The sequence below is a fragment of the Hanstruepera ponticola genome (assembly GCF_012931685.1).
GTDB lineage: Bacteria > Bacteroidota > Bacteroidia > Flavobacteriales > Flavobacteriaceae > Hanstruepera > Hanstruepera ponticola.
On record NZ_JABANC010000001.1, the window covers coordinates 763,450 to 784,204 of the forward strand.

A 20,755-nucleotide genomic window follows, 5' to 3' on the forward strand; every position below is an offset into this window, starting at 1 on the left:
TGTGCAGAATCAGTATTTTTTATACGATTTTAGTGAAATATTATAACGGTATGAGTAAAATCTCAGCAGCCATTACAGCTGTAGGTGGCTATGTGCCAGAGTACGTATTGACCAATCAAATTCTTGAAACAATGGTTGATACAAATGATGAATGGATAACTACAAGAACAGGTATTAAAGAAAGGCGCATATTAAAAGAAGACGGAAAAGGAACTTCTTTTCTTGCTATAAATGCTGCCAAAGACCTATTAAATAAAACAGGATTAGACCCAAAGGAAATAGATCTAGTAATTGTCGCGACAGCGTCACCAGACATGAAAGCTGCATCAACCGCTGCTTATACAGCCACTCAAATTGGAGCCACAAATGCCTTTTCTTTTGATTTAGAGGCTGCGTGTTCAAGCTTTTTATTCGGGATGTCAACAGCTTCTAGTTACATAGAGTCTGGAAAATACAAGAAAATACTACTTATAGGTGCTGATAAAAACTCATCATTTATAAATTATAAAGACCGAGCAACCTGTATCATTTTTGGAGATGGTGCTGGCGCTGTTTTATTTGAACCGAATAATGAAGGTTTAGGGTTGCAAGATGAATATTTACGTAGTGATGGTTCTGGAAGAGAATTTTTACAAGCAACTTACGGAGGTTCATCTTACCCATCTACGCCTGAAGCTGTAGCAGAAGGGAAACACTATGTTTTTCAAGATGGTAAAACTGTATTTAAAAATGCAGTTTTTAACATGGCTGATGTTGCCGAAAAAATAATGACAAGAAATAATTTGTCTAAAAGTGATGTTGCATGGCTAGTAGCTCATCAAGCCAATAAACGTATCATTGATGCCACTGCAAACAGAATGGGTTTGGATGAAAAAAAGGTCATGATGAATATTGAGAAATATGGCAATACCACATCTGCAACTCTACCATTGTTACTTAACGATTACGAAACACAATTAAAAAAAGGAGATAACCTCATATTTGCTGCTTTTGGCGGTGGATTTACTTGGGGATCTATATATTTAAAATGGGCTTATAACTCCTAACTAACAACTAACAAATTCTAAAAAATTAAATTATTATGGATTTAAAAGATATTCAAAATTTAATAAAATTTGTAGCAAAATCAGGCGCTAGCGAAGTTAAATTAGAAACTGATGATGTTAAAATTACAATCAAAACAGGAAGTGACGAAAAGGAATCAACCACATACGTTCAGCAAGTCCCAGTTAGTGCTCCAGTAGCTCAAGCACCGGTGTCAGCTGCAACACCAGCTGCTCCTGCTCCAGCGCAAGCACCAGCTACTGAAACAACAGCCAGTTCAGATGATTCAAAATACATAACCATTAAATCACCCATTATTGGAACGCTTTATCGCAAACCATCTCCAGACAAACCAGTGTTTGTTGAAGTTGGTCAAACCGTAAAAGAAGGTGATGTGCTTTGTATTATTGAAGCAATGAAGTTATTTAACGAAATAGAATCTGAAGTTTCAGGTAAAATAGTTAAGGTTTTAGTTGATGACTCGTCTCCAGTAGAATTTGATCAACCATTATTTTTAGTTGATCCATCATAACCAAATTAAAGATTCCAATTCTCATCTCAAAATTAGAATAATTGGGACTCAAAAATCCAATAGATGGAATTTGAGGCTTGGAATTAGAAATTTTTAAGACTGTAAGTTATGTTTAAAAAAATATTAATTGCCAATAGAGGGGAAATTGCACTTCGTGTGATAAGAACCTGTAAAGAAATGGGCATTAAAACCGTAGCAATTTATTCTACTGCTGATGCCGAAAGCCTTCATGTGAAATTTGCTGATGAAGCCGTTTGTATAGGACCACCACCAAGTAGTGAATCCTATTTAAAAATGTCCAATGTAATAGCTGCTGCTGAAATAACAAATGCTGATGCTATTCATCCAGGTTATGGATTTTTGTCTGAAAACGCAAAATTTTCTAAAATTTGTGAAGAACACGGAATCAAATTTATTGGTGCTTCGGCAGAAATGATAGCCAAAATGGGAGACAAAGCTACAGCTAAAGCGACTATGAAAGCAGCTGGCGTACCGTGTGTTCCTGGAAGCGATGGCATTATTGCTGATTTTGAAGAATGTGAAAAACTAGCCAAAGAAGTTGGTTACCCTGTAATGCTAAAAGCAACAGCAGGAGGAGGTGGTAAAGGCATGCGAGCTGTATGGAAACCAGAAAAGCTTAAAGATGCTTGGGATTCAGCTAGACAAGAGTCTAAAGCTGCTTTTGGAAATGACGATATGTATATGGAAAAACTTATTGAAGAGCCACGACATATTGAAATTCAGGTAGTAGGAGATTCAACCGGAAAGGCATGTCATTTATCTGAAAGAGATTGTTCCGTACAAAGAAGGCATCAAAAGTTAACAGAAGAAGTCCCATCTCCGTTTATGACAGATAAACTTCGAGATAAAATGGGTAAAGCAGCTGTAAAAGCAGCTGAATATATAAAGTATGAAGGAGCAGGAACCGTAGAGTTTCTTGTTGATAAGCATCGGAATTTCTACTTTATGGAAATGAATACACGTATTCAAGTTGAGCATCCAATCACAGAACAAGTTATTGATTTTGATTTGATTCGTGAGCAAATATTAGTCGCTGCTGGTGTTCCAATTTCAGGAAAAAATTACACACCTAATTTGCATTCAATTGAATGTAGAATTAATGCTGAAGATCCATTCAATGACTTTAGACCGTCACCAGGTAGAATAACAACCCTACATGCGCCAGGCGGACATGGTGTTAGACTAGATACCCATGTTTACGCAGGTTATATGATTCCGCCTAATTACGATTCAATGATAGCTAAACTTATAACTACGGCTCAAACAAGAGAAGAAGCTATTAATAAAATGAAACGTGCTTTAGATGAGTTTGTGATTGAAGGCATTAAAACAACAATACCTTTTCACCGTCAATTAATGGAGCATCCTGATTATTTGGCAGGCAACTACACAACAAAATTTATGGAAGATTTTGTTATTAAAAAAACAGAAGAAGAATAAGATAGAAGCCTCTAAATTTAGAGGCTTTTTTATAATTGAATAGTTTCAGAAATTGACTTTATGACTTGAGGAACGGCATCAATTTCAAAATCAAATTTTAAATTGTAAAGATTTTGACTCAATTTTGTAATTAGAAGATTCCCTTTTTCTATTTCATAATATCCTGTTTGACCTCTACAAAAACAAAGCCGAGCAAATATGGCTTTCGTGGCTTTAAGTCCTGAATCTTTGATATTTGTTGTTAAATTATTTGGGTCTAATTTTAAATATATTTTTTCTATATAATGGCTGTCTTGAGTATCAGGAATGTCATTGCGTTTATACTCAAATACAACAACAATTTCTTTTGAATCAATGATTTCTGGATATAATTGACCAGTACTATCATAATTTAGGGAAAGTGATTTATTAGTTAGAACTTCAAATTTGCAAATTCCATCTTCAGGACAATATGTTTGGGATATGGATGGGTGGGATTTTTCAGATATTGAACTTTTCTGACCAACACAGCAAGAAAACACTAGTACATAACAAACAGCAATAATCAAATTTCTCATATGTCAAATATAATTCTTTTTATTATTGAGTATATTTCTTTGCTATTTTGATTTTAAGGTCTTAATTTTATGAGATTAAATAATTAAAAACACATTTTCGCTATGAGAAATTATTACGCAAAGTTAACTTTCTTTCTAGCTTTAGTATTTACAATTTCTGCTTTTTCTCAAAATAGGCAGTCGGTTTGGACTAAAGTAACCAAAAACCAAGCAGAGAGCAATGATTTGGTTTTTAGAAAATCAACTCCTGAAAAAGCTAATTTTTACCAATTAGATATTACAGAATTCAAACAGCAATTACAAAACGCACCGCAAAGAGATAGGTTTTTAGAAGACTCAAATGTGCTGGTTGATTTCCCTAATACTGATGGTACATTTGAAACTTTTAAAGTTTATGAGGCTTCTGTAATGGCTGCCGAACTTCAATCTCAATATTCAGATATAAGATCCTATGTTGGTCAAAGTGTTGAAAACCCAGAAACTTTAATCCGTTTCAGTGTTACACCTCAAGGATTGCATACAATGACGTTATCCTCTGAAACAGGAACTCAATTTATAGATCCATATACCAGAGATTCTAATGCTTACATTGTTTATGCAAAAAGAGATTTACCATTTGGAAACAGAAGCTTTGTTTGTGAGGTGGACGACGAGGGATTGATAGCTGAAGATTTGGATATTGACGTTATGGCTCAAAGAAATGCCAACGACGGTAAAATGAGGACTTTTAGATTAGCCCTTGCTTGTACTATTGAATATGCAAGTTTTCATTGGACAGCTGCAGGTTTAACTGCCGCAGATTCAGTAGCTGATAGAAAAGACGCTGTTTTGGCCGCTATGGTAGTGACTATGACAAGAGTTAATGGCGTATATGAGAAAGAACTTTCAATTACCATGACTTTGGTACCAAATAATTTAAACATTATATACATTGTTTCTGATTCATTTGATAATAATAATGCAGGAACATTAATAAACCAAAGTCAAACAGTTATTGATGGTGCTATAGGCTCCGCAAATTATGATATAGGACACACATTTAGCACCGGAGGTGGAGGTTTAGCTCAATTGAATTCTCCTTGTGTTAACGGAAGTAAAGCGCGCGGTATTACAGGTTTACCACAACCAGTTGGTGATGCCTATGATATTGATTTTGTGTGTCATGAAATGGGTCATCAATATGGAGGTCCTCACACATTTAATGGAAGTACTGGAAATTGTTCAGGTTCTAATAGATCACCATCAAACGCATATGAACCTGGTAGTGGTACCACTATTATGGCTTATGCAGGAATATGTGCACCTCAAAATGTTCAAGGCAATAGTGATGCTTATTTTCATCAAATAAGCTTACAAAGAATTTGGGCAAATGTTTCTGCTGGAAATAGTCAATGTGGTGTACAAACTGATACTGGAAATACAGCTCCAACAGCCGACGCAGGAGCTTCATACACTGTTCCAATATCAACACCTTACATGCTAACAGCTTCTTCTACAGATGGAGAATCTACTGATACGCATACTTACACTTGGGAACAATGGGATTTAGGTCCAGCTGGAGCTCCAACCGAGACAACAGCGACAGGCCCTTTAGTTCGATCTTTTGAAGGGACAACAAATCCTACAAGATATATTCCTAATATACCTGATTTATTGCAGTCAGGTGGTTCAACCGATTGGGAAAAATTGGTTTCTATATCTAGAGCCATTAATTTTAGAGTTACAGTTAGAGATAATGACCCTCGAGGAGGTCAAACAGCTACTGATATTATGACAGTTACAACTTCAACTTCATCAGGACCTTTTGCTGTAACATCACAAAGTACGCCAGTAACTTGGTCTGCAGGTAATACAGAAACAATAACGTGGAATGTTGCTGGAACAAATGCTGGAGCAGTTAACACACCTAATGTTGATATATTATTATCCACAGACGGCGGAATGACTTTTGATACCGTTCTTGCATCTGCTGTTCCTAATAATGGATCTGCTGATATTATTGTTCCTGATGTTTTAGCTGAAGATTGTTTAGTGATGGTAAAAGGAAGTGGAAATATCTTTTTCAATATTAATACCTCGAGAATAGCTATAGGTTACAATATTACAGCAGGTGATGTGTGTGAAACTTACACATTTAATCTTAATCAAACGCTAGGTACTAATGCTACTGCATTTGAGCAATTTGGAGTTAATATACCTGACAGTGGTACAATTACAGATGTTAATTTCAAGTATGATATAACGACACCGAATATTGGGCAATTACATATGGCAATTGTTAGTGCAGGTGGTACTAGAGCCTATGCACACAATGCAAATGGTCAATGTGCCTCTGGAGCTAATATGCAAGTTGTTTGGGATAGTGAAGCTGCAGGAGAAGTAGTTTGTGGTCAAGACCCAACTACAGGTACTGCTTTACCAGCGCCTGGAGTTGGAGAACCATTAAGTGCTATTTATGGTGAAGAAATGAATGGGACTTGGGTATTAATGGCTGCCAATATTGGAGCCACTAATATGGTATTTAATTTTGCTGATGTCGAAATCTGTACTTCAGGTTTTGTTGCGGTACTTGCTCCAGAAAGAATTACGCAGACAACTGTTGAAGTAGATGTGCTGTCTTCAGCAACTATTGATGACACTCATTTAGTTGTCGCTAGTCCAAACACACCTAACCCATCTGATATTGAGTTTACGCTTACCGTTTTACCTACGGAAGGAACAGTCTATCTGAATGGTGCGGCTTTAGGAATTAATGACACATTTACTCAAGCTGATGTGAATTCAGGAAATGTTACTTACACAACAACTTCATCTGTGGATACGACTGATGGATTTAGAGTTGATGTAGATGACAACAATGACGGAACACTGCCTAATTTGCTAGTTAATATTCAAGTTATTGATGGGTTAAGTGTTGATGAGTTTAGCTTTGACGTATTTAATGTTTACCCTAACCCAACTAGTGGTGAGGTTACTGTAATGCTTAGTTCTTATGAAGATGTTAGCGTTTCTTTATTTGATATTCAAGGTAGAAAAGTTTATAATAACTACTTTGAAAATACAACAACTTTCAACAGAACAATTGATTTAAGTTCAGCTTCAACGGGGATTTATATGTTGCAAGTAACTAGTGGTTCAAAAACCGCTACGAAAAAATTAATAATTCGATAGAATTTATAATATTCATAAAAAAGCTCCTTTTAAGGAGCTTTTTTTGTATTGTTGAATTTTAATTATTGTTACATGAACTTATCATATTGGGAAATAAAAACATGGTTTAGTAATGTTGATTATACGGTAGTTGGCAGCGGAATAGTGGGTTTAAGCTGTGCGATTCAATTAAAGTATAAATATCCCAAAGCAAATGTGTTAGTATTAGAGCGCGGTGTATTGCCTCAAGGCGCAAGTACTAAAAATGCTGGTTTTGCCTGTTTTGGAAGCTTGAGTGAAATTCTTGACGACCTTAAAACACACACAGAAGAAGAGGTTTTTAAAATTGTTAAAAAGCGAAAGGAAGGTTTAGACTTATTACGTAAAAATTTGTCAGACTCAAATATTGACTTTAAGCAATTTGGTGGTTTTGAATTATTCAACTGCGATGATAATGAGTTATTTGAAGAATGCTTATCTCATAAAGAAACAATTAACAAGCTATTAAAACCAATTTTTAAGGAATCTGTTTATAGTATTAAATCAAATATTTTTGAATTTAAGAATATCAAACCAAAGTATCTATTAAACCAGTTTGAAGGCCAGATTGATACTGGTAAAATGATGCAGGCATTACTCTCTAAAGCACAATCTAATGGAATTAGAATTTTAAATAGTATAACAGTTGAAGATTTTGTATGCACAAATACTCACGTTGAAATTAAAACCAACTACTTTAATTTCAAAACTAATAAATTATGCATCACAACAAACGGATTTGCCAAACAGTTGTTAGATGAAGAAGTCAAACCCGCTAGAGCTCAAGTTTTAATAACTAAACCTATTGACAAGCTCCATATTAAAGGAACTTTTCATTTAGACAGAGGTTATTATTACTTTAGAAATATAGATAACAGAGTATTATTTGGAGGTGGTAGAAATTTAGACTTTAAAGGAGAAGAAACAACTGATATGATTGAAACAAAACGGATTCAGGATAAACTTGAAGACCTATTAAAAACGGTTATATTACCTGATAAACCATTCGAAGTAGATTATCGTTGGAGCGGAATCATGGGTATTGGTAATCAAAAAAAACCTATTGTAAAACAGGTTAGCAATCACGTTTATTGTGGTGTTAGATTAGGAGGTATGGGAGTTGCAATAGGAAGTTCCGTTGGTGTTGATTTAGCGAATTTACTAGATTAAAAATGCGAAAAATAATTAGATTCTTTTGGCGACTTTTTTTAGGACTGATTTTATTTTCTTTATTTCTGGTCTTTCTCTATAAATGGGTTCCTGTTAAATTAACTCCTTTAATGGTTATTAGAAGCATTGAAAGTTATCAGAACGGAAGTGAAATTAGAATCAATCATAATTGGGAACCGATAGAGAACATATCCAAAAACTTACAATTAGCAGTTATTTGCAGTGAAGATCAAAATTTTTTAATTCATAACGGCTTTGATCTGAAGGCCATAGAAAAAGCTATAGAAAACAATAAAAAAGGTAAGCGTGTAAAAGGAGGCAGCACCATAAGCCAACAAACAGCTAAAAATGTATTTTTATGGCCAGAACGTAGTTGGTTAAGAAAAGGCTTAGAAGTGTATTTTACATTTTTGATTGAACATATTTGGGGTAAAGAGCGTATAATGGAAGTTTATTTAAACAGTATTGAAATGGGTAATAGTATTTATGGAGCAGAGGCAGCATCTCAATATTGGTTTAAAAAGTCAACATCAAAATTATCACCGTCAGAAGCAGCCAGTATTGCTGCTATTCTACCTAACCCTAGAAAATACAAGGCACGACCGGCTTCAAATTATATTCAAAGTAGAGTTAATTGGATTGTTAAACAAATGGGGTATTTTGGAAAACTTAATTATGAAATAGCCCATGTCAAGTAGTTTAGAAATAAAAGTAAAATTATTTGAACAATGTTATAGGTTTTGTCAAGACAGATTAAAGATTGTCCTATCCCAAATAGAAGATACAAACAAAGCTTTAACCACAGAAACTAAAAGTAGTGCAGGTGATAAGCATGAAACTGGGCGAGCTATGTTACAAATAGAGCGCGAAAAACTAGGAAAACAATTAGCCGAACTAGAGAAACAGCAAGAAATCCTCTCTAAAATTCAAACGGATAAAATTTCTATAAATATTAGTTTAGGGAGTATTGTTCATACAACGCAATCAAATTATTTTATAGCAATTAGCGCAGGAAAATTACAAGTTAATGATGTGGTGTTTTATGGAATTTCCTCACAAACGCCTATTGGTAAATTGCTGCTAGGCAAAACAGTAGGCAGCGAAGTTGAATTCAATAACCTAAAATTTTTAATTGAGAAGGTTAGTTAGTTTCTTTAATGAAAACACAATCATTTATACCTAAAGTTTCGTGATGCTGAAAGTAGACCTTATTTTCGTTGTAGTTGGCTTCAATTAAATAATAATCGCCTTTAAAATAACAATTTGCTACTACTACTTCAATATCAGAGTTGTCGACAACTTGTAATTGATGTGCATAAATAATCCCATAGGGCTCAATAACACTATATTCTCCAAAAAATGCAGCTATTAATGGCAATTTTGGGTTTCTGTATAGTTCTTCTGGTTTTTCAGTTGCAATCACTCTTGAGTCATGGAGTGCTATTATGTTATCAGCGTATCCTAAAACATCTTCCTTATCATGTGTTGCAACTATGCATGTTATTTGTTTTTGTTTTAAATATTTGAAAAGCCGTCGTCTTAATTGGTGCTTTTTAAAATTATCGATATGACTAAACGGTTCGTCTAATAAAATTAATTCAGGGTCTTTAGCCAATGCTTTGGCTAGTGCAACGCGTTGTTTTTGCCCACCACTTAACAAATTTGCTTTTGTCTTATCAAAATCTGTTAACTCTACGACTTCTAGTAGTTCTAAAATGCGCTCTTCTTTTTGTTCAGGAAAGAAATTAGATAGGTAATGGCCAATGTTTTCAGCAACACTAATAAAAGGCATTAACTCAAATTCTTGAGCCACGTATTTCATAAAGTCATAACCAATAACAAGATTGTATTTAGGACCTAATATTTCGGTTTCTCCCCAAAAAATTTGACCTTCATCTAAATCATACGTACCATATATAAGTTTCAACAATGTACTTTTTCCAGAGCCACTTTCACCAATGATAGATACATGCTCTCCTTTTTGTATCGATAAATTAAGGTTGCGCAGAACAGGTTTTGTTTGATAACTAAAAGTTATTTTCTTTATTTGAAGCATGGGACAAAAATAAAGCAAAAAAAATTCGCTCGATGTTAGAGCGAATTTTTTTTTAACTTGAAATTTAAGTAATTATTCCTTTATAAATTTTCTTGTGACAACTCTACCTTCATTTTCTATTCTTAAAACGTAGAAACCACTATTTAAAGTTGAAACGTTAAGCGAATTCCCTTCTAATTTTGCATTTAAAACACGCTTACCATTAATATCAATAACGGTAGCTACTCTATTAATTAAGCCTGCTTGAGATTCAAAGTTTATAATCTCTTTTGCAGGATTAGGATAAATAACTAAATCTGATATTTCATGGTCTTCAACAGATAATGATTCGCCCTCTATGATAACTGTACTTTCATTAATAGGAGGGTTTTGAATGTTATCTATAATGCCTGATGGCCAATAAACAATAATATTTTCAATTGTGTCTTCAGTTCCTAATCCAAAATGGGTATTTAGGGAACTCATGTAACGAAATCCTTCACCACTGCGAACATCCCTAATTTGCACTCCTGAAGCAGTGTGAACTTCAACACGTGCGCCAATGCCATTGATATTACTATCAGTTCCAACTGTAGTTATTTTAGTCCAATTATTATCATTGCCTTCATTTCTGTAAAAGGTACTTCCATTAAAAGCATCAATAAAACCATCATTATCTAAATCACCAAAAGATCCGTTTGATAGTTGGTTGGTATAAACTGTGAATGTCATATCACCATTACCAAACAAGATATTGCCATTTGATGCAATATCTAAGTTTCCATCATTGTCAAAATCGTAAGTAGCATTTTCAATTCCAGTAGCAGTTAGTGTACTTACACCAGAAGATGCCGTAACGTTTTCAAAAATACCATTATTGTTACGCATTAGTTTATGAGATCCAGAACTTGCTCCAACAAAAACATCCATATCACCATCATTGTCAAAATCGCCCCAAGCAGAAGACCAAGTTTGTAAAGGATCAGCTAAACCAATTGCAGATGCATTTTCAACAAAAGTACCATCACCATTATTAGTATGCATTTCGTTAATATTAATAGTCGTAGACCCACCTCGACATTTAGCTATAAACAAGTCAATATCTCGATCATTATCATAGTCTATCCAAATGGAACCATAATTTCCACCACCAGCTATGTCTCCTAAACCACCTTGATTAAAGGTTAAATTCCCACTACCATCATTAATGTAAAAAACATTGGGATCAATATCATGACAAACAAAAGCATCTAAATGTCCGTCATTATTGATATCGACAAAATTTGAACGTTGAGAAAACACATATTCTGTACCAGAAAACTCTGTAAACGTAAAATCACCATTTGAACGCATGAAAGTTACACCACTTCCACTACCATATAATAAGTCAGTAAATCCATCTGCATTATAATCTCCAGCTGCTAAACTCCAACCTGGTGTGAAATCGGCGTTTGATGTCGTAATATTGGTTTCTGTGAATCCACCAGATCCATTTTGTAAATGAATATTAACATTAGTGGCAGTTATACTCACAATGTCATCTAGATAATCACCATTCATATCAACGACTGCCCTACTAGAACCTGTAACGCTTATGTTACTAGTTGCAAACGTAACAGGTGCAGGATCTGGACCTGGAGGAGGATCGCCCTCATAAATCTCAAAATCAAATCCATTGGCACTCCATTTATCATCAAATACAATGTAATATGTCTGACCACCAACAACATCTAGTGAAGCAATTGACAAATAACCATTACCAATATCGCCACTATCATCATCACCTCCTTCACAAACCAATGCGCCACAATTACCACTGTAAATATGTACACGCGTATCACCTCCTGAATTTTGAGATAATTCAGTAGTGACAGTCATATAAGTGTCTTCAGAAGGAATGTACCTATACCATTCACCAGCGGTAACATTGTTTCCGTTACCAACACAAAATTCAGGAGGCATTTCGCTACCATTTATAGCGTCAACAGTATATAGACCAGGACCGGTTATAGGTGTATCAGCATCAGCTTCTGCACAGGTATCTGAATTAGTTTGCGAATAGTTAAGCAGGGTAGAAAGTAGGGTGACTAGGAGTAATATTTTTTTCATATTCGCTATTAATTTGATTAACACTTCTTTAGAAAAGTCCCCTAAAATACTAAATTTTATTAAACCATTGAAGATAAACAAGATATTAATTAAAATCAAAAAAGACTCATATGTTTTAAACATGAGTCTTTTTGAATTAACATATTTGTTAAAATTAAATCTTAATAATTTTTTTCACTACTTGTTTACCATTTGATTCTAGTCGTAAAAAATATGTGCCCGAAGATAAACCAGAAACATTTATTGTGTTATTAACAATAAAACCATTTAACACACGCTTTCCGTTTATATCAAAAATAGTTGCCACTCTATCTGACAAATCATCATTCGTTTTAATTGAGAGGATATTGTTAACAGGATTAGGATATATAATCATTTCAGAAATAGATTGATCAACTACACTTAAAGGGAAGTCACCTTCTGTAATAGTTAGTGATTGGTTAATTGCAGGATTATCAATTTGATCAATAAACCCTGATGGCCATCTAACAATAATTTTAGTAATAGAGGTATCAGTGCCTAAACCAACGTGAGTATTTAAACTGCTCATAAAAGCAAATCCTTCGCCACTACGTACATCTCTTATTTGCGTCCCAGAATTTGTATAAACTTCAACACGAGCTCCTATACCATTTCCATTGCTTGTAGTTCCAACAGTATGAATTTTAATCCAGTTATTCACTGTACCATCATTCATATAAATAGTTCCAACACCATTATTTTGTGTAACAGCATCAATAAACCCATCATCATTAAGGTCTCCAAAAGAACCGTTGACATATGGAATAATATTTTCTATGGAATAGAAAGTTAAATCACCATTTCCAAAAAGAATATTTCCGTTAGAGACAATATCAAGGTTTCCATCATTGTCAAAGTCAAAAGCTAAATTTTCGTGACCTGTAGTTGTCAGATCTGTAACGTGAGAGCCAACGGTAACATTTGTAAAAACACCTGATGTATTTACATCATTTCTCATTAGTTTATGAGTACCTGTACTAGCACCAACAAAAACATCCATATCACCATCATTATCAAAATCTCCCCAAGCTGATGACCAAGTTTGCATAGGGTCATCAAGACCAAGTGAGGCTGCAACTTCTGTATAAGTGCCATCACCATTATTTCTTAACATTTGATTTTTTCTCCGCTCTGTTTCACCACCACATTTTGCAATAAACATGTCTAAATCACCGTCATTATCATAATCTATCCAAATTGAGCCGTAATTTCCACCAGAAGCATAATCACCTAGACCACCCTGGTTAAATATTAAATTCCCGGACCCATCATTAATATAAAATACGTTTGGAGCTACATCATGGCAAACAAAAGCATCTAGATGACCATCATTATTTATATCAGCGAAATTAGACCGTTGCGAAAAGACATCTTCAGATCCTGAAGATTCTATAAAGCTTGTTACATCATCAAATGGATTCCCATTATTTAAGTTAGATGAATTTATTTCTGCTTTCATAAAAGTCACACCACTACCATTCCCATAAACTAAATCAGTATAACCATTTTTATCATAATCTGCTGCGGCCAAACTCCAAGAAGGGGTGAAATCAGCATCAGGAGTGTCTATGTTTATGTTAGTAAAGTTACCAGAAGTATTTTGAAATTGCACATTTATTTCAGATGACGTATAAGTTCCAACGGTCACTATATCATCAAGAAAATCACCATTCATATCAACAACAGCCCATTTTATTTGGTTTATACCTAATGAGGTGAAGTTTTGAGTTGTGAATGAGATAGGTGAGGGTTGAGGAGGTGCAATATTGTTAATCTCTAGACAAAAAGCAACATCCGACAAGGCTGTTCCTTCAAAGTCATAAATTTGAATGATTAGTTCATCACCTAATTCCCAACCACTTACAGTTTCATTAGCAAAAGTATCAGTGCAGTCATAATGAATAGTTCCATTTGCATTCCACACAGTTATTCCAGGGTTACCAGGAGCTTGTGATGAGAATGAAAGCCCTAAAGATGTAGCTGTCCAAGTAAAAAATTGATCTAATCCAGATGTACTGCAATTGCCTTGTAGTTCACTATCCGTCGTTCCATCTGTTGAAAAAGGCAGAACAAAAGTTGGCGTATCACAACCTGTTCCTTCAGGAGAAGGAGTAATTGGAATAGCGCCGCCAATAACATCATTACTAGGTTGTGCAAAAGTTTGAGTTATTACAAAGCAACCAATGATTATTGAAAAAAGTAATTTAGTTTTCATAGTTTTTATGTTAATATTATTCACATCTGTCAGGTAAAGAATTCATCCATTCACGGATTAGTTCAACACCCTCTATGTGCTGTAAGGTTCTGCCAAGAAGCGGCATTCTATATTGTTCTTCAATGGAGCTTATTCGGAACATAACGACAGAAGCGTCTGCATCTCCAGGATTCATTATAAATGGGTAATCGTTTCCAATGTTGGTATCTGGTTCGACACATACACCCATATTGGTTAAGTCGTCATTAGTGTTGTAAGCAAATCGCATAGGTCTGTATTCACAATAACTTTGTTCAGCATGACAATGCGCACAGTTTATGTCAATATAAGAGCGAACCCTTAAATCAATTGGTTCATTAGGATCGTCCCAAGAGACTGTAGTTTCAATTTCATTAGGATATGAATCTTCTAAATATCCAAAATCTGCCCATTTAGCCATTTGATTCATGACACCTGAATTATAAGGGTAATCTTTATTAAGATTCTGCGGTTTTGGTCCAATTGCTTGAGGTTCCCCAAACTTATTATGACAGGTAAAGCATTCTGCACGAGACGGAATTCGGTAATTAACACTTTTAGTTTCTGAATCTTCAATCCAATCGAAACTAACAAAACTTCCATCATTTGTAAAAGTTGCTTCTGTTTGGTTATCATTCCAGACGTATTTTGCAAACTCCCACCCTTCATCTGTCATGTACATTATTCGAGTTTCAATAATTTTGGTTACATTTTCTGGGAGCACATTGTCATAGTAAAAGTTCTTTATCAAAAAGGATCCAACGGGAAAATTTAAGGATGAATAATCATTTTCGTAACTGGCTTTAGAGCCGTTTGGCATCCAAACAAAACGTTTTTTATGAGCGTAATCACTAAAAAGTGCAGAATTTATATCGTAAGGAATAACACCATAAACAGGGTTTAAATCTTTTAAATCACCTTCAAAAAAATTGTATTCAGAGAGGGTGCTATAAGGAAAAGCTGTTGGGTCATAATTTACAGGAGTCACTGGGCGAACCAATACCGTTACAGTTCCTGTTGCACAATTTTGGTTGTCGTTACATATAGTATATTCAAAGACATCATTCCCAGAAAATAAGCCATTGGGAGTATATAAAATACTATCATCACTAGGGTTGTTGGGTGTGTTATTTGTGAGGACTTCAATTGTTGCGTTTGTTGATGATGATATGGTAAGCACACCATTATTCGGAATATTTATATCATTAGCAAGTACATCTATTTCTACAAAAGTATTTTGAAACACTTCACTAGAATCTGAATTAGCCTGTATTACCAAAGGTGAATAATTTGAATCATCATCACTACAAGAAAAATAAACTAAAACTAGCCCAACGATGCATAAAGATTTCAAGTAATTTTTCATCATGTATGGTAAAAATTTGGATAGTAAATATAAATACAAAGGTAAAATCTTTATAATTAATTAGTTGTAATACGCTTTTTATCAGACAAGAAGGCTCAAAAAAATAAGCGCTTGTCCATTATCCTTTAAAACCCTTGACGACTTCTAATAACTAAACAGTTAAACAACAAAAAACCCTACTTAACTAAATAAAAATTAAATCAAGCTGTTATTCAATAAATATTCAGCAATTTGAACCGTATTTGTAGCAGCCCCTTTTCGTAAATTATCACTTACAATCCACATGTTTAGAGAGTTGGGTTGTGATTCATCACGTCTAATTCTGCCTACAAAAACATCATCTTTCCCATTGGCATAAATGGGCATAGGATAGGTGTTTGTGTTTGTATTATCTTGGACAATAACACCAGGTGTATTTTGTAAGATTTGTCTAACTGTATTTAAGTCAAAATCATTTTCAAAAGCTATATTCACTGATTCACTATGACCACCTGCTGTTGGAATTCTCACAGCCGTTGCTGTTACAGCAATTGTTTTATCGTCGAGAATTTTTTGAGTTTCACGAACTAATTTCATCTCCTCTTTGGTATAGCCGTTGTCTTCAAAAATGTCACAATGCGGCAGGGCATTTTGATGAATTGGATATGGATAGGCCATTTCCCCTGAAACACCAGCCAATTCATTCTCTAACTGCTTAACAGCTTTTAAACCTGTTCCAGAAATAGATTGATAAGTTGAAACAACAATACGCTTGATTTTGTACTTTTTATGAAGAGGCGCCAAAGCCATTACCATTTGTATGGTTGAGCAATTTGGATTTGCAATTATTTTATCAGATTTCGTTAATGTTTTGGCGTTGATTTCTGGAACTATGAGTTTTTTATCCTGATCCATACGCCAAGCGGAAGAATTATCTATTACTGTTGTGCCAGCTTCTGCAAATTTAGGAGCCCATTCTAAAGAAGTACTACCGCCTGCAGAAAATAAAGCTATTTGTGGTTTTAATGACACAGCAGTTTTTAGTCCGACAACCGTGAGTATTTTTCCTTTAAAAGGAATTTGTTTCCCAACCGATTTTTCTGATGCTACAAGAATTAATTCTGTTATTGGAAAATCACGCTCCTCAAGAACCTTTAACATAACTTCGCCAACCATTCCAGTGGCGCCCACAACTGCTATTTTCATATGATTTAATTTGTTACAAAAGTAGCAATAATCAAAGATTGAATTTAAAAAAAGTATAAAAAAAACCACTTCGCTTCAGGAAGTGGTTTAGGGTTAAAATTATGTATTGTAGCGGTGTGCTAACTTACTTTTTTAACGAGTCTCTGATTTCTTTTAATAAATCGATTTCAGATGGTCCTGCAGGTTCTTCTGGAGCTGGCTCTTCTTTCTTTTTCATTTTATTCACAGCTTTTACAATCATGAACATAACAAAAGCCACGATAATAAAATCAATCACATTAGTTACAAAAGCACCCCAAAGTACAGCAACTTCACCTTCTGCAACACCTTCTGCATTAACAGTGCCTTCGGTAATAATGTATTTGAGGTCTTTGAAATCTGCATTGAAAATCAAACCAATTAATGGAGATACGATTCCTCCGGTAAAGGCTGTAACTACTTCTTTGAAAGCAGCACCCATTACAAAACCTACTGCAATGTCAACAAGGTTTCCCTTCATTGCAAATTCCTTAAATTCTTTTAGCATTTTAATAGTTTTTAGTTAATGTTCTGATTTCTAATTTAGAAAAAAGTTTTTAAAAATAAGATATGCAATTAGCTATTTTAAATAAACACGCTTAATACGCTGTGAAATTGCGGTAATTATTTCATAAGAAATACTGTTAACTGTTTTTGAAAACTCAACAGCAGTTGGTGATTTGCCAAAAACAACAACCTCATCACCTTCTTGACAATCAATTTCAGTGACATCAACCATAATCATATCCATACAAACATTGCCTAAAATAAATGCAGGTTGATTATTAATAGTTACGAATCCTCTCCCATTGCCATATTGTCTGCCTATACCATCGGCATGACCAATAGGTATAGTCGCTGATCGTAGATTTTTAGTTGCTTTAAAAGCTCGGTTGTATCCAACGCTCTCACCAGATTCAATACTATGAATTTGAGAAACCACAGATTTTAAAGTTGCTACAGGTTTAAAATTAGAATCTTCTTTTTCAGAATTTCCAAAGCCATAAAGACCTATCCCTGATCGAACCATATCTAGATGAGCTTCAGGATAATTTAAAATTCCCGAGGTATTGCACATATGATAAATAGGCTGATAATTTAACTTGGGTGCTATTTTTGAAACAATTGAGTCAAAACTTTTAATCTGATTGTTTGTGTATGTTTTTTCGTTTAAGTCCTCGCTGGCACCAAGATGAGAGAAGACAGATTTTATTTTTATGGATTCTGTTGTACCAATTTTTGACATAACTGTTTCAACATCATTTGCATTGAAACCTATTCTGTTTAGACCTGTATTAAACTTGAGGTGAATAGGGTAATTATTCTGGCTTTCCTCTTCTGAAGTGTTTATAAAAGCATTTAAAATCTTGTGGCTATAAATACTGGGCTCCAAACAACGTTCAATTATAGTTTTAAAATTTATGGGCTGTGGATGTAGCACCAAAATAGGCGTTTTTATGCCTGCATCACGCAGAGCGACACCCTCATAGGTGTAAGCAACAGCAAAATAATCAACTTTTAATTCTTCAAGATATTTAGCAATTTCATTGGCATCACTTCCATATGCAAATGCCTTAACCACTGCGAGTAGTTTGGTGTTAGATTGTAATTTAGATTTTAAGAAATTAAAATTGTGTTTTAAAGCCTTTAAATCTATTTCAAGAATGGTTTCATGCACTTTTCCCATTCGCTTTATCTGTATTGGAATCTATTTCTTCAGCATCGTTAACCTTCATATTACGAACCTTATCTCGAAGCATGGATTTATAGAATGCCGCGCGACTTAATGGTTCGTACTCATCAACTTCACCCAACAAAACTAAATCGTCACTTTTAGCTTTTCGGTAGCTATACTGTGCTAGATTTCCTGTTTTAGTGCAAATGGCATGTACTTTCGTCACATATTCTGCAGTAGCCATAAGGTTAGGCATGGGACCAAACGGATTACCCTTAAAATCCATATCTAAACCCGCTACAATGACACGTACACCTTTGTTGGCTAAATCATTACAGACGCGAACAATTTCATCATCAAAGAACTGTGCTTCATCAATACCAACCACATCACAACCATCAGCTAAAATAGGAATGTTAGCTGCTGCAGGAACTGGCGTAGAACGGATCTCGTTAGCGTCATGAGACACAACCATGTCTTCATCATACCTTACATCTACAGCAGGTTTGAAGATTTCCACTTTTTGTCTTGCAAATTGGGCGCGTTTAAGCCTGCGAATCAATTCTTCGGTTTTGCCAGAGAACATAGAACCACAAATGACCTCAATCCATCCAAATTGTTCTTTATGATTTACTGTATTTTCGAGAAACATTTTGTAATTTTAACACTAAAACAAAGCAATCCTTCGTTTTGTATAAAGGTGGCGTAAATTTATTAAAAATCAAAAGCATAAATTCGTTTTAAATATAAAAAGTTATGAAGAAGAAATTGGAAGCTGAATTAATGAGTATTGCACATAAAATACTTAAACTAAAAGGCCAAGATGATATTGAAAAAATGCACAGTGAAGTAGCAGCTCTTTATGAAAAACTAACTGTATTGAAATTTGCCAAAGAGAATTTAGAAGATGATTTGCCAACTATTGGAAATGATTCTTCATTTTTTGATATGCTAGATGTGGCCTTTAACAACAAAGTAAGTGACAATATAGAGTTTGAAGACAAGGTTTATATTAACCTTGATGAATCTGAACATGAAGAAATTATGGAACCTGCGATAGAAAAAATAAAAGACATGGTTGCTCAAATGCCTCAAGAAGCTCAAGCTGTGGATGCCATATTTGAAAAAGCGGGAACAACTACCAAGGTCCATAAAAGTAATTTGGATGAACTGACTGCCGACTTCATTGAGGAACCTATTTTTGAACCTGTAAAAAAATCTGAAAAACAGGCACCAAAGTCTCTAAATGATAGACTTAAAAAAGGTATTACTATTGGTCTTAATGATAAAATTGCTTTTATAAAGCATTTGTTTGAAGGCAAAAGTGAAGATTATGATCGTGTACTTTCACAAATAAATACAAAAAGTACATTTGAAGATTCAAAAACGTTTATTCAAAATATGGTTAAGCCTGATTACAACAACTGGGAGGGCAAAGAGAATTATGAATTACGTTTTATGGAAATTATTGAAAGTAAGTTCATTTAATGAGTAAGCTCTATATCGTTCCCACACCCATAGGAAATTTACAAGACATGACTTTTAGAGCTATAGAAGTTTTAAGGGAAGTCGATTTAATTTTAGCTGAAGATACCCGAACATCGGGCAAGCTCCTTAAGCACTTTGAAATTAATACGCCTTCGCAATCACATCACATGCACAACGAGCATAAAACAGTTGAAGGGTTAATTAATAAATTAAAAAGCGGTATAAGTATAGCCTTGATAAGTGATGCTGGCACACCAGCCATTTCCGATCCTGGTTTTTTATTAACGCGCGCTTGTATTGAAAACAATATTGAAGTAGATTGTTTACCAGGCGCAACAGCATTTGTTCCAGCGCTAGTAAACAGCGGATTGCCTAATGACAAATTTGTGTTCGAAGGCTTTTTACCAGTTAAAAAAGGACGGCAAACCCGATTAAAATTACTTGCTGAAGAAACTAGAACGATGATTTTTTACGAAAGTCCGCATAAACTTCTAAAAACACTCACTAATTTTTGCGAGTATTTTGGTGAAAACAGACCTGTTTCGGTGTCACGCGAACTCACCAAACTCTATGAAGAAACCATTCGCGGAACTGCCAAAGAGGTTTTAGATTATTATACCAATAAACCACCAAAAGGTGAAATTGTGATTGTGGTTGGTGGAAAAAAGTAAT

At 34.6% G+C, this 20,755-nt stretch carries 18 protein-coding genes; 9 read left to right on the forward strand and 9 right to left on the reverse strand.

The window, feature by feature from the left end; translation table 11 throughout:
* Window positions 1–50 precede the first annotated feature (50 nt).
* The 3 genes from HGK31_RS03390 (at window position 51) to accC (ending at window position 3,037) form a co-directional block, all read left to right on the forward strand.
* Window positions 51–1,046, forward strand: a complete 996-nt coding sequence (locus tag HGK31_RS03390) for a beta-ketoacyl-ACP synthase III (protein ID WP_104735150.1) — start codon at window positions 51–53, stop codon at window positions 1,044–1,046.
* A gap of 35 nt (window positions 1,047–1,081) precedes the next feature.
* Window positions 1,082–1,576, forward strand: coding sequence for an acetyl-CoA carboxylase biotin carboxyl carrier protein (gene accB, locus HGK31_RS03395; RefSeq protein WP_104735151.1), 495 nt, complete (start codon window positions 1,082–1,084; stop codon window positions 1,574–1,576).
* A 108-nt stretch (window positions 1,577–1,684) separates the two neighbouring features.
* On the forward strand, window positions 1,685–3,037 hold the full coding sequence (gene accC / locus HGK31_RS03400) for an acetyl-CoA carboxylase biotin carboxylase subunit (RefSeq protein ID WP_104735152.1): 1,353 nt from the start codon (window positions 1,685–1,687) through the stop codon (window positions 3,035–3,037).
* Between the two features lie 29 nt (window positions 3,038–3,066).
* On the opposite strand, the gene HGK31_RS03405 is transcribed toward accC, so the two are convergent.
* Window positions 3,067–3,594, reverse strand: a complete 528-nt coding sequence (locus HGK31_RS03405; RefSeq protein ID WP_191858486.1) for a hypothetical protein — start codon at window positions 3,592–3,594, stop codon at window positions 3,067–3,069.
* A gap of 102 nt (window positions 3,595–3,696) precedes the next feature.
* Between HGK31_RS03405 and HGK31_RS03410 the strand changes: the two genes are divergently transcribed.
* The 4 genes from HGK31_RS03410 (at window position 3,697) to HGK31_RS03425 (ending at window position 9,102) form a co-directional block, all read left to right on the forward strand.
* Window positions 3,697–6,765 (forward strand): reprolysin-like metallopeptidase, encoded by a 3,069-nt coding sequence (locus HGK31_RS03410; protein WP_191858487.1) that lies wholly within the window; start codon window positions 3,697–3,699, stop codon window positions 6,763–6,765.
* A gap of 72 nt (window positions 6,766–6,837) precedes the next feature.
* Window positions 6,838–7,953, forward strand: coding sequence for an NAD(P)/FAD-dependent oxidoreductase (locus HGK31_RS03415; protein ID WP_191858488.1), 1,116 nt, complete (start codon window positions 6,838–6,840; stop codon window positions 7,951–7,953).
* Between the two features lie 2 nt (window positions 7,954–7,955).
* Window positions 7,956–8,651, forward strand: a complete 696-nt coding sequence (mtgA, locus tag HGK31_RS03420; protein WP_191858489.1) for a monofunctional biosynthetic peptidoglycan transglycosylase — start codon at window positions 7,956–7,958, stop codon at window positions 8,649–8,651.
* On the forward strand, window positions 8,641–9,102 hold the full coding sequence (locus HGK31_RS03425; RefSeq protein WP_191858490.1) for a 3-oxoacyl-ACP synthase: 462 nt from the start codon (window positions 8,641–8,643) through the stop codon (window positions 9,100–9,102). Before mtgA ends, HGK31_RS03425 begins: the two co-directional genes overlap by 11 nt.
* Here the strand turns inward: HGK31_RS03425 and HGK31_RS03430 are convergent.
* The 8 genes from HGK31_RS03430 to HGK31_RS03465 all read right to left on the reverse strand — a co-directional run bounded on the left by HGK31_RS03430 (window position 9,095) and on the right by HGK31_RS03465 (window position 19,247).
* A complete protein-coding gene (locus HGK31_RS03430; protein WP_191858491.1) occupies window positions 9,095–10,009 on the reverse strand; it encodes an ABC transporter ATP-binding protein in 915 nt (304 codons plus the stop codon). The two genes, HGK31_RS03425 and HGK31_RS03430, sit on opposite strands and share 8 nt — an antisense overlap.
* Before the next feature lie 72 nt (window positions 10,010–10,081).
* A complete protein-coding gene (locus HGK31_RS03435) occupies window positions 10,082–12,097 on the reverse strand; it encodes an FG-GAP-like repeat-containing protein (RefSeq protein WP_233450968.1) in 2,016 nt (671 codons plus the stop codon).
* A 154-nt stretch (window positions 12,098–12,251) separates the two neighbouring features.
* Window positions 12,252–14,333 carry an FG-GAP-like repeat-containing protein gene (locus HGK31_RS03440; RefSeq protein WP_191858492.1) on the reverse strand — a complete coding sequence of 694 codons (2,082 nt, stop codon included), beginning with the start codon at window positions 14,331–14,333 and terminating at the stop codon, window positions 12,252–12,254.
* 16 nt (window positions 14,334–14,349) lie between these two features.
* A complete protein-coding gene (locus HGK31_RS03445; protein WP_233450972.1) occupies window positions 14,350–15,720 on the reverse strand; it encodes an Ig-like domain-containing protein in 1,371 nt (456 codons plus the stop codon).
* A 192-nt stretch (window positions 15,721–15,912) separates the two neighbouring features.
* Window positions 15,913–16,902, reverse strand: coding sequence for an aspartate-semialdehyde dehydrogenase (locus HGK31_RS03450; protein WP_191858493.1), 990 nt, complete (start codon window positions 16,900–16,902; stop codon window positions 15,913–15,915).
* A 124-nt stretch (window positions 16,903–17,026) separates the two neighbouring features.
* Window positions 17,027–17,428 carry a large conductance mechanosensitive channel protein MscL gene (gene mscL, locus HGK31_RS03455; RefSeq protein WP_104735159.1) on the reverse strand — a complete coding sequence of 134 codons (402 nt, stop codon included), beginning with the start codon at window positions 17,426–17,428 and terminating at the stop codon, window positions 17,027–17,029.
* Between the two features lie 72 nt (window positions 17,429–17,500).
* Entirely contained in the window at window positions 17,501–18,607 is a 1,107-nt protein-coding gene (gene alr, locus HGK31_RS03460) for an alanine racemase (protein WP_191858494.1), read from the reverse strand.
* Window positions 18,591–19,247 (reverse strand): thymidine kinase, encoded by a 657-nt coding sequence (locus tag HGK31_RS03465; protein WP_104735161.1) that lies wholly within the window; start codon window positions 19,245–19,247, stop codon window positions 18,591–18,593. Before HGK31_RS03465 ends, alr begins: the two co-directional genes overlap by 17 nt.
* A 104-nt stretch (window positions 19,248–19,351) precedes the next feature.
* Here HGK31_RS03465 and HGK31_RS03470 point away from each other — a divergent pair, with 104 nt between their 5' ends.
* Both HGK31_RS03470 and rsmI read left to right on the forward strand, forming a co-directional pair.
* A complete protein-coding gene (locus HGK31_RS03470; RefSeq protein WP_191858495.1) occupies window positions 19,352–20,083 on the forward strand; it encodes a hypothetical protein in 732 nt (243 codons plus the stop codon).
* Window positions 20,083–20,754: a 16S rRNA (cytidine(1402)-2'-O)-methyltransferase gene (gene rsmI / locus HGK31_RS03475; protein ID WP_191858496.1), complete on the forward strand. Its 672-nt coding sequence runs from the start codon at window positions 20,083–20,085 to the stop codon at window positions 20,752–20,754. Before HGK31_RS03470 ends, rsmI begins: the two co-directional genes overlap by 1 nt.
* Window position 20,755: the final 1 nt, after the last annotated feature.

Excerpts from the sequence above, each read along its gene's own strand:
- mtgA (WP_191858489.1), top strand. The coding sequence starts at position 7,956 with ATGCGAAAAATAATTAGATTCTTTTGGCGACTTTTTTTAGGACTGATT.
- HGK31_RS03470 (WP_191858495.1), top strand. The coding sequence starts at position 19,352 with ATGAAGAAGAAATTGGAAGCTGAATTAATGAGTATTGCACATAAAATA.
- HGK31_RS03390 (WP_104735150.1), top strand. The coding sequence starts at position 51 with ATGAGTAAAATCTCAGCAGCCATTACAGCTGTAGGTGGCTATGTGCCA.
- HGK31_RS03415 (WP_191858488.1), top strand. The coding sequence starts at position 6,838 with ATGAACTTATCATATTGGGAAATAAAAACATGGTTTAGTAATGTTGAT.
- HGK31_RS03410 (WP_191858487.1), top strand. The coding sequence starts at position 3,697 with ATGAGAAATTATTACGCAAAGTTAACTTTCTTTCTAGCTTTAGTATTT.
- accC (WP_104735152.1), top strand. The coding sequence starts at position 1,685 with ATGTTTAAAAAAATATTAATTGCCAATAGAGGGGAAATTGCACTTCGT.
- HGK31_RS03425 (WP_191858490.1), top strand. The coding sequence starts at position 8,641 with ATGTCAAGTAGTTTAGAAATAAAAGTAAAATTATTTGAACAATGTTAT.
- HGK31_RS03435 (WP_233450968.1), bottom strand. The coding sequence starts at position 12,097 with ATGAAAAAAATATTACTCCTAGTCACCCTACTTTCTACCCTGCTTAAC.
- rsmI (WP_191858496.1), top strand. The coding sequence starts at position 20,083 with ATGAGTAAGCTCTATATCGTTCCCACACCCATAGGAAATTTACAAGAC.
- alr (WP_191858494.1), bottom strand. The coding sequence starts at position 18,607 with ATGGGAAAAGTGCATGAAACCATTCTTGAAATAGATTTAAAGGCTTTA.
- HGK31_RS03440 (WP_191858492.1), bottom strand. The coding sequence starts at position 14,333 with ATGAAAACTAAATTACTTTTTTCAATAATCATTGGTTGCTTTGTAATA.
- HGK31_RS03430 (WP_191858491.1), bottom strand. The coding sequence starts at position 10,009 with ATGCTTCAAATAAAGAAAATAACTTTTAGTTATCAAACAAAACCTGTT.
- HGK31_RS03465 (WP_104735161.1), bottom strand. The coding sequence starts at position 19,247 with ATGTTTCTCGAAAATACAGTAAATCATAAAGAACAATTTGGATGGATT.
- HGK31_RS03445 (WP_233450972.1), bottom strand. The coding sequence starts at position 15,720 with ATGATGAAAAATTACTTGAAATCTTTATGCATCGTTGGGCTAGTTTTA.
- HGK31_RS03405 (WP_191858486.1), bottom strand. The coding sequence starts at position 3,594 with ATGAGAAATTTGATTATTGCTGTTTGTTATGTACTAGTGTTTTCTTGC.
- accB (WP_104735151.1), top strand. The coding sequence starts at position 1,082 with ATGGATTTAAAAGATATTCAAAATTTAATAAAATTTGTAGCAAAATCA.
- HGK31_RS03450 (WP_191858493.1), bottom strand. The coding sequence starts at position 16,902 with ATGAAAATAGCAGTTGTGGGCGCCACTGGAATGGTTGGCGAAGTTATG.
- mscL (WP_104735159.1), bottom strand. The coding sequence starts at position 17,428 with ATGCTAAAAGAATTTAAGGAATTTGCAATGAAGGGAAACCTTGTTGAC.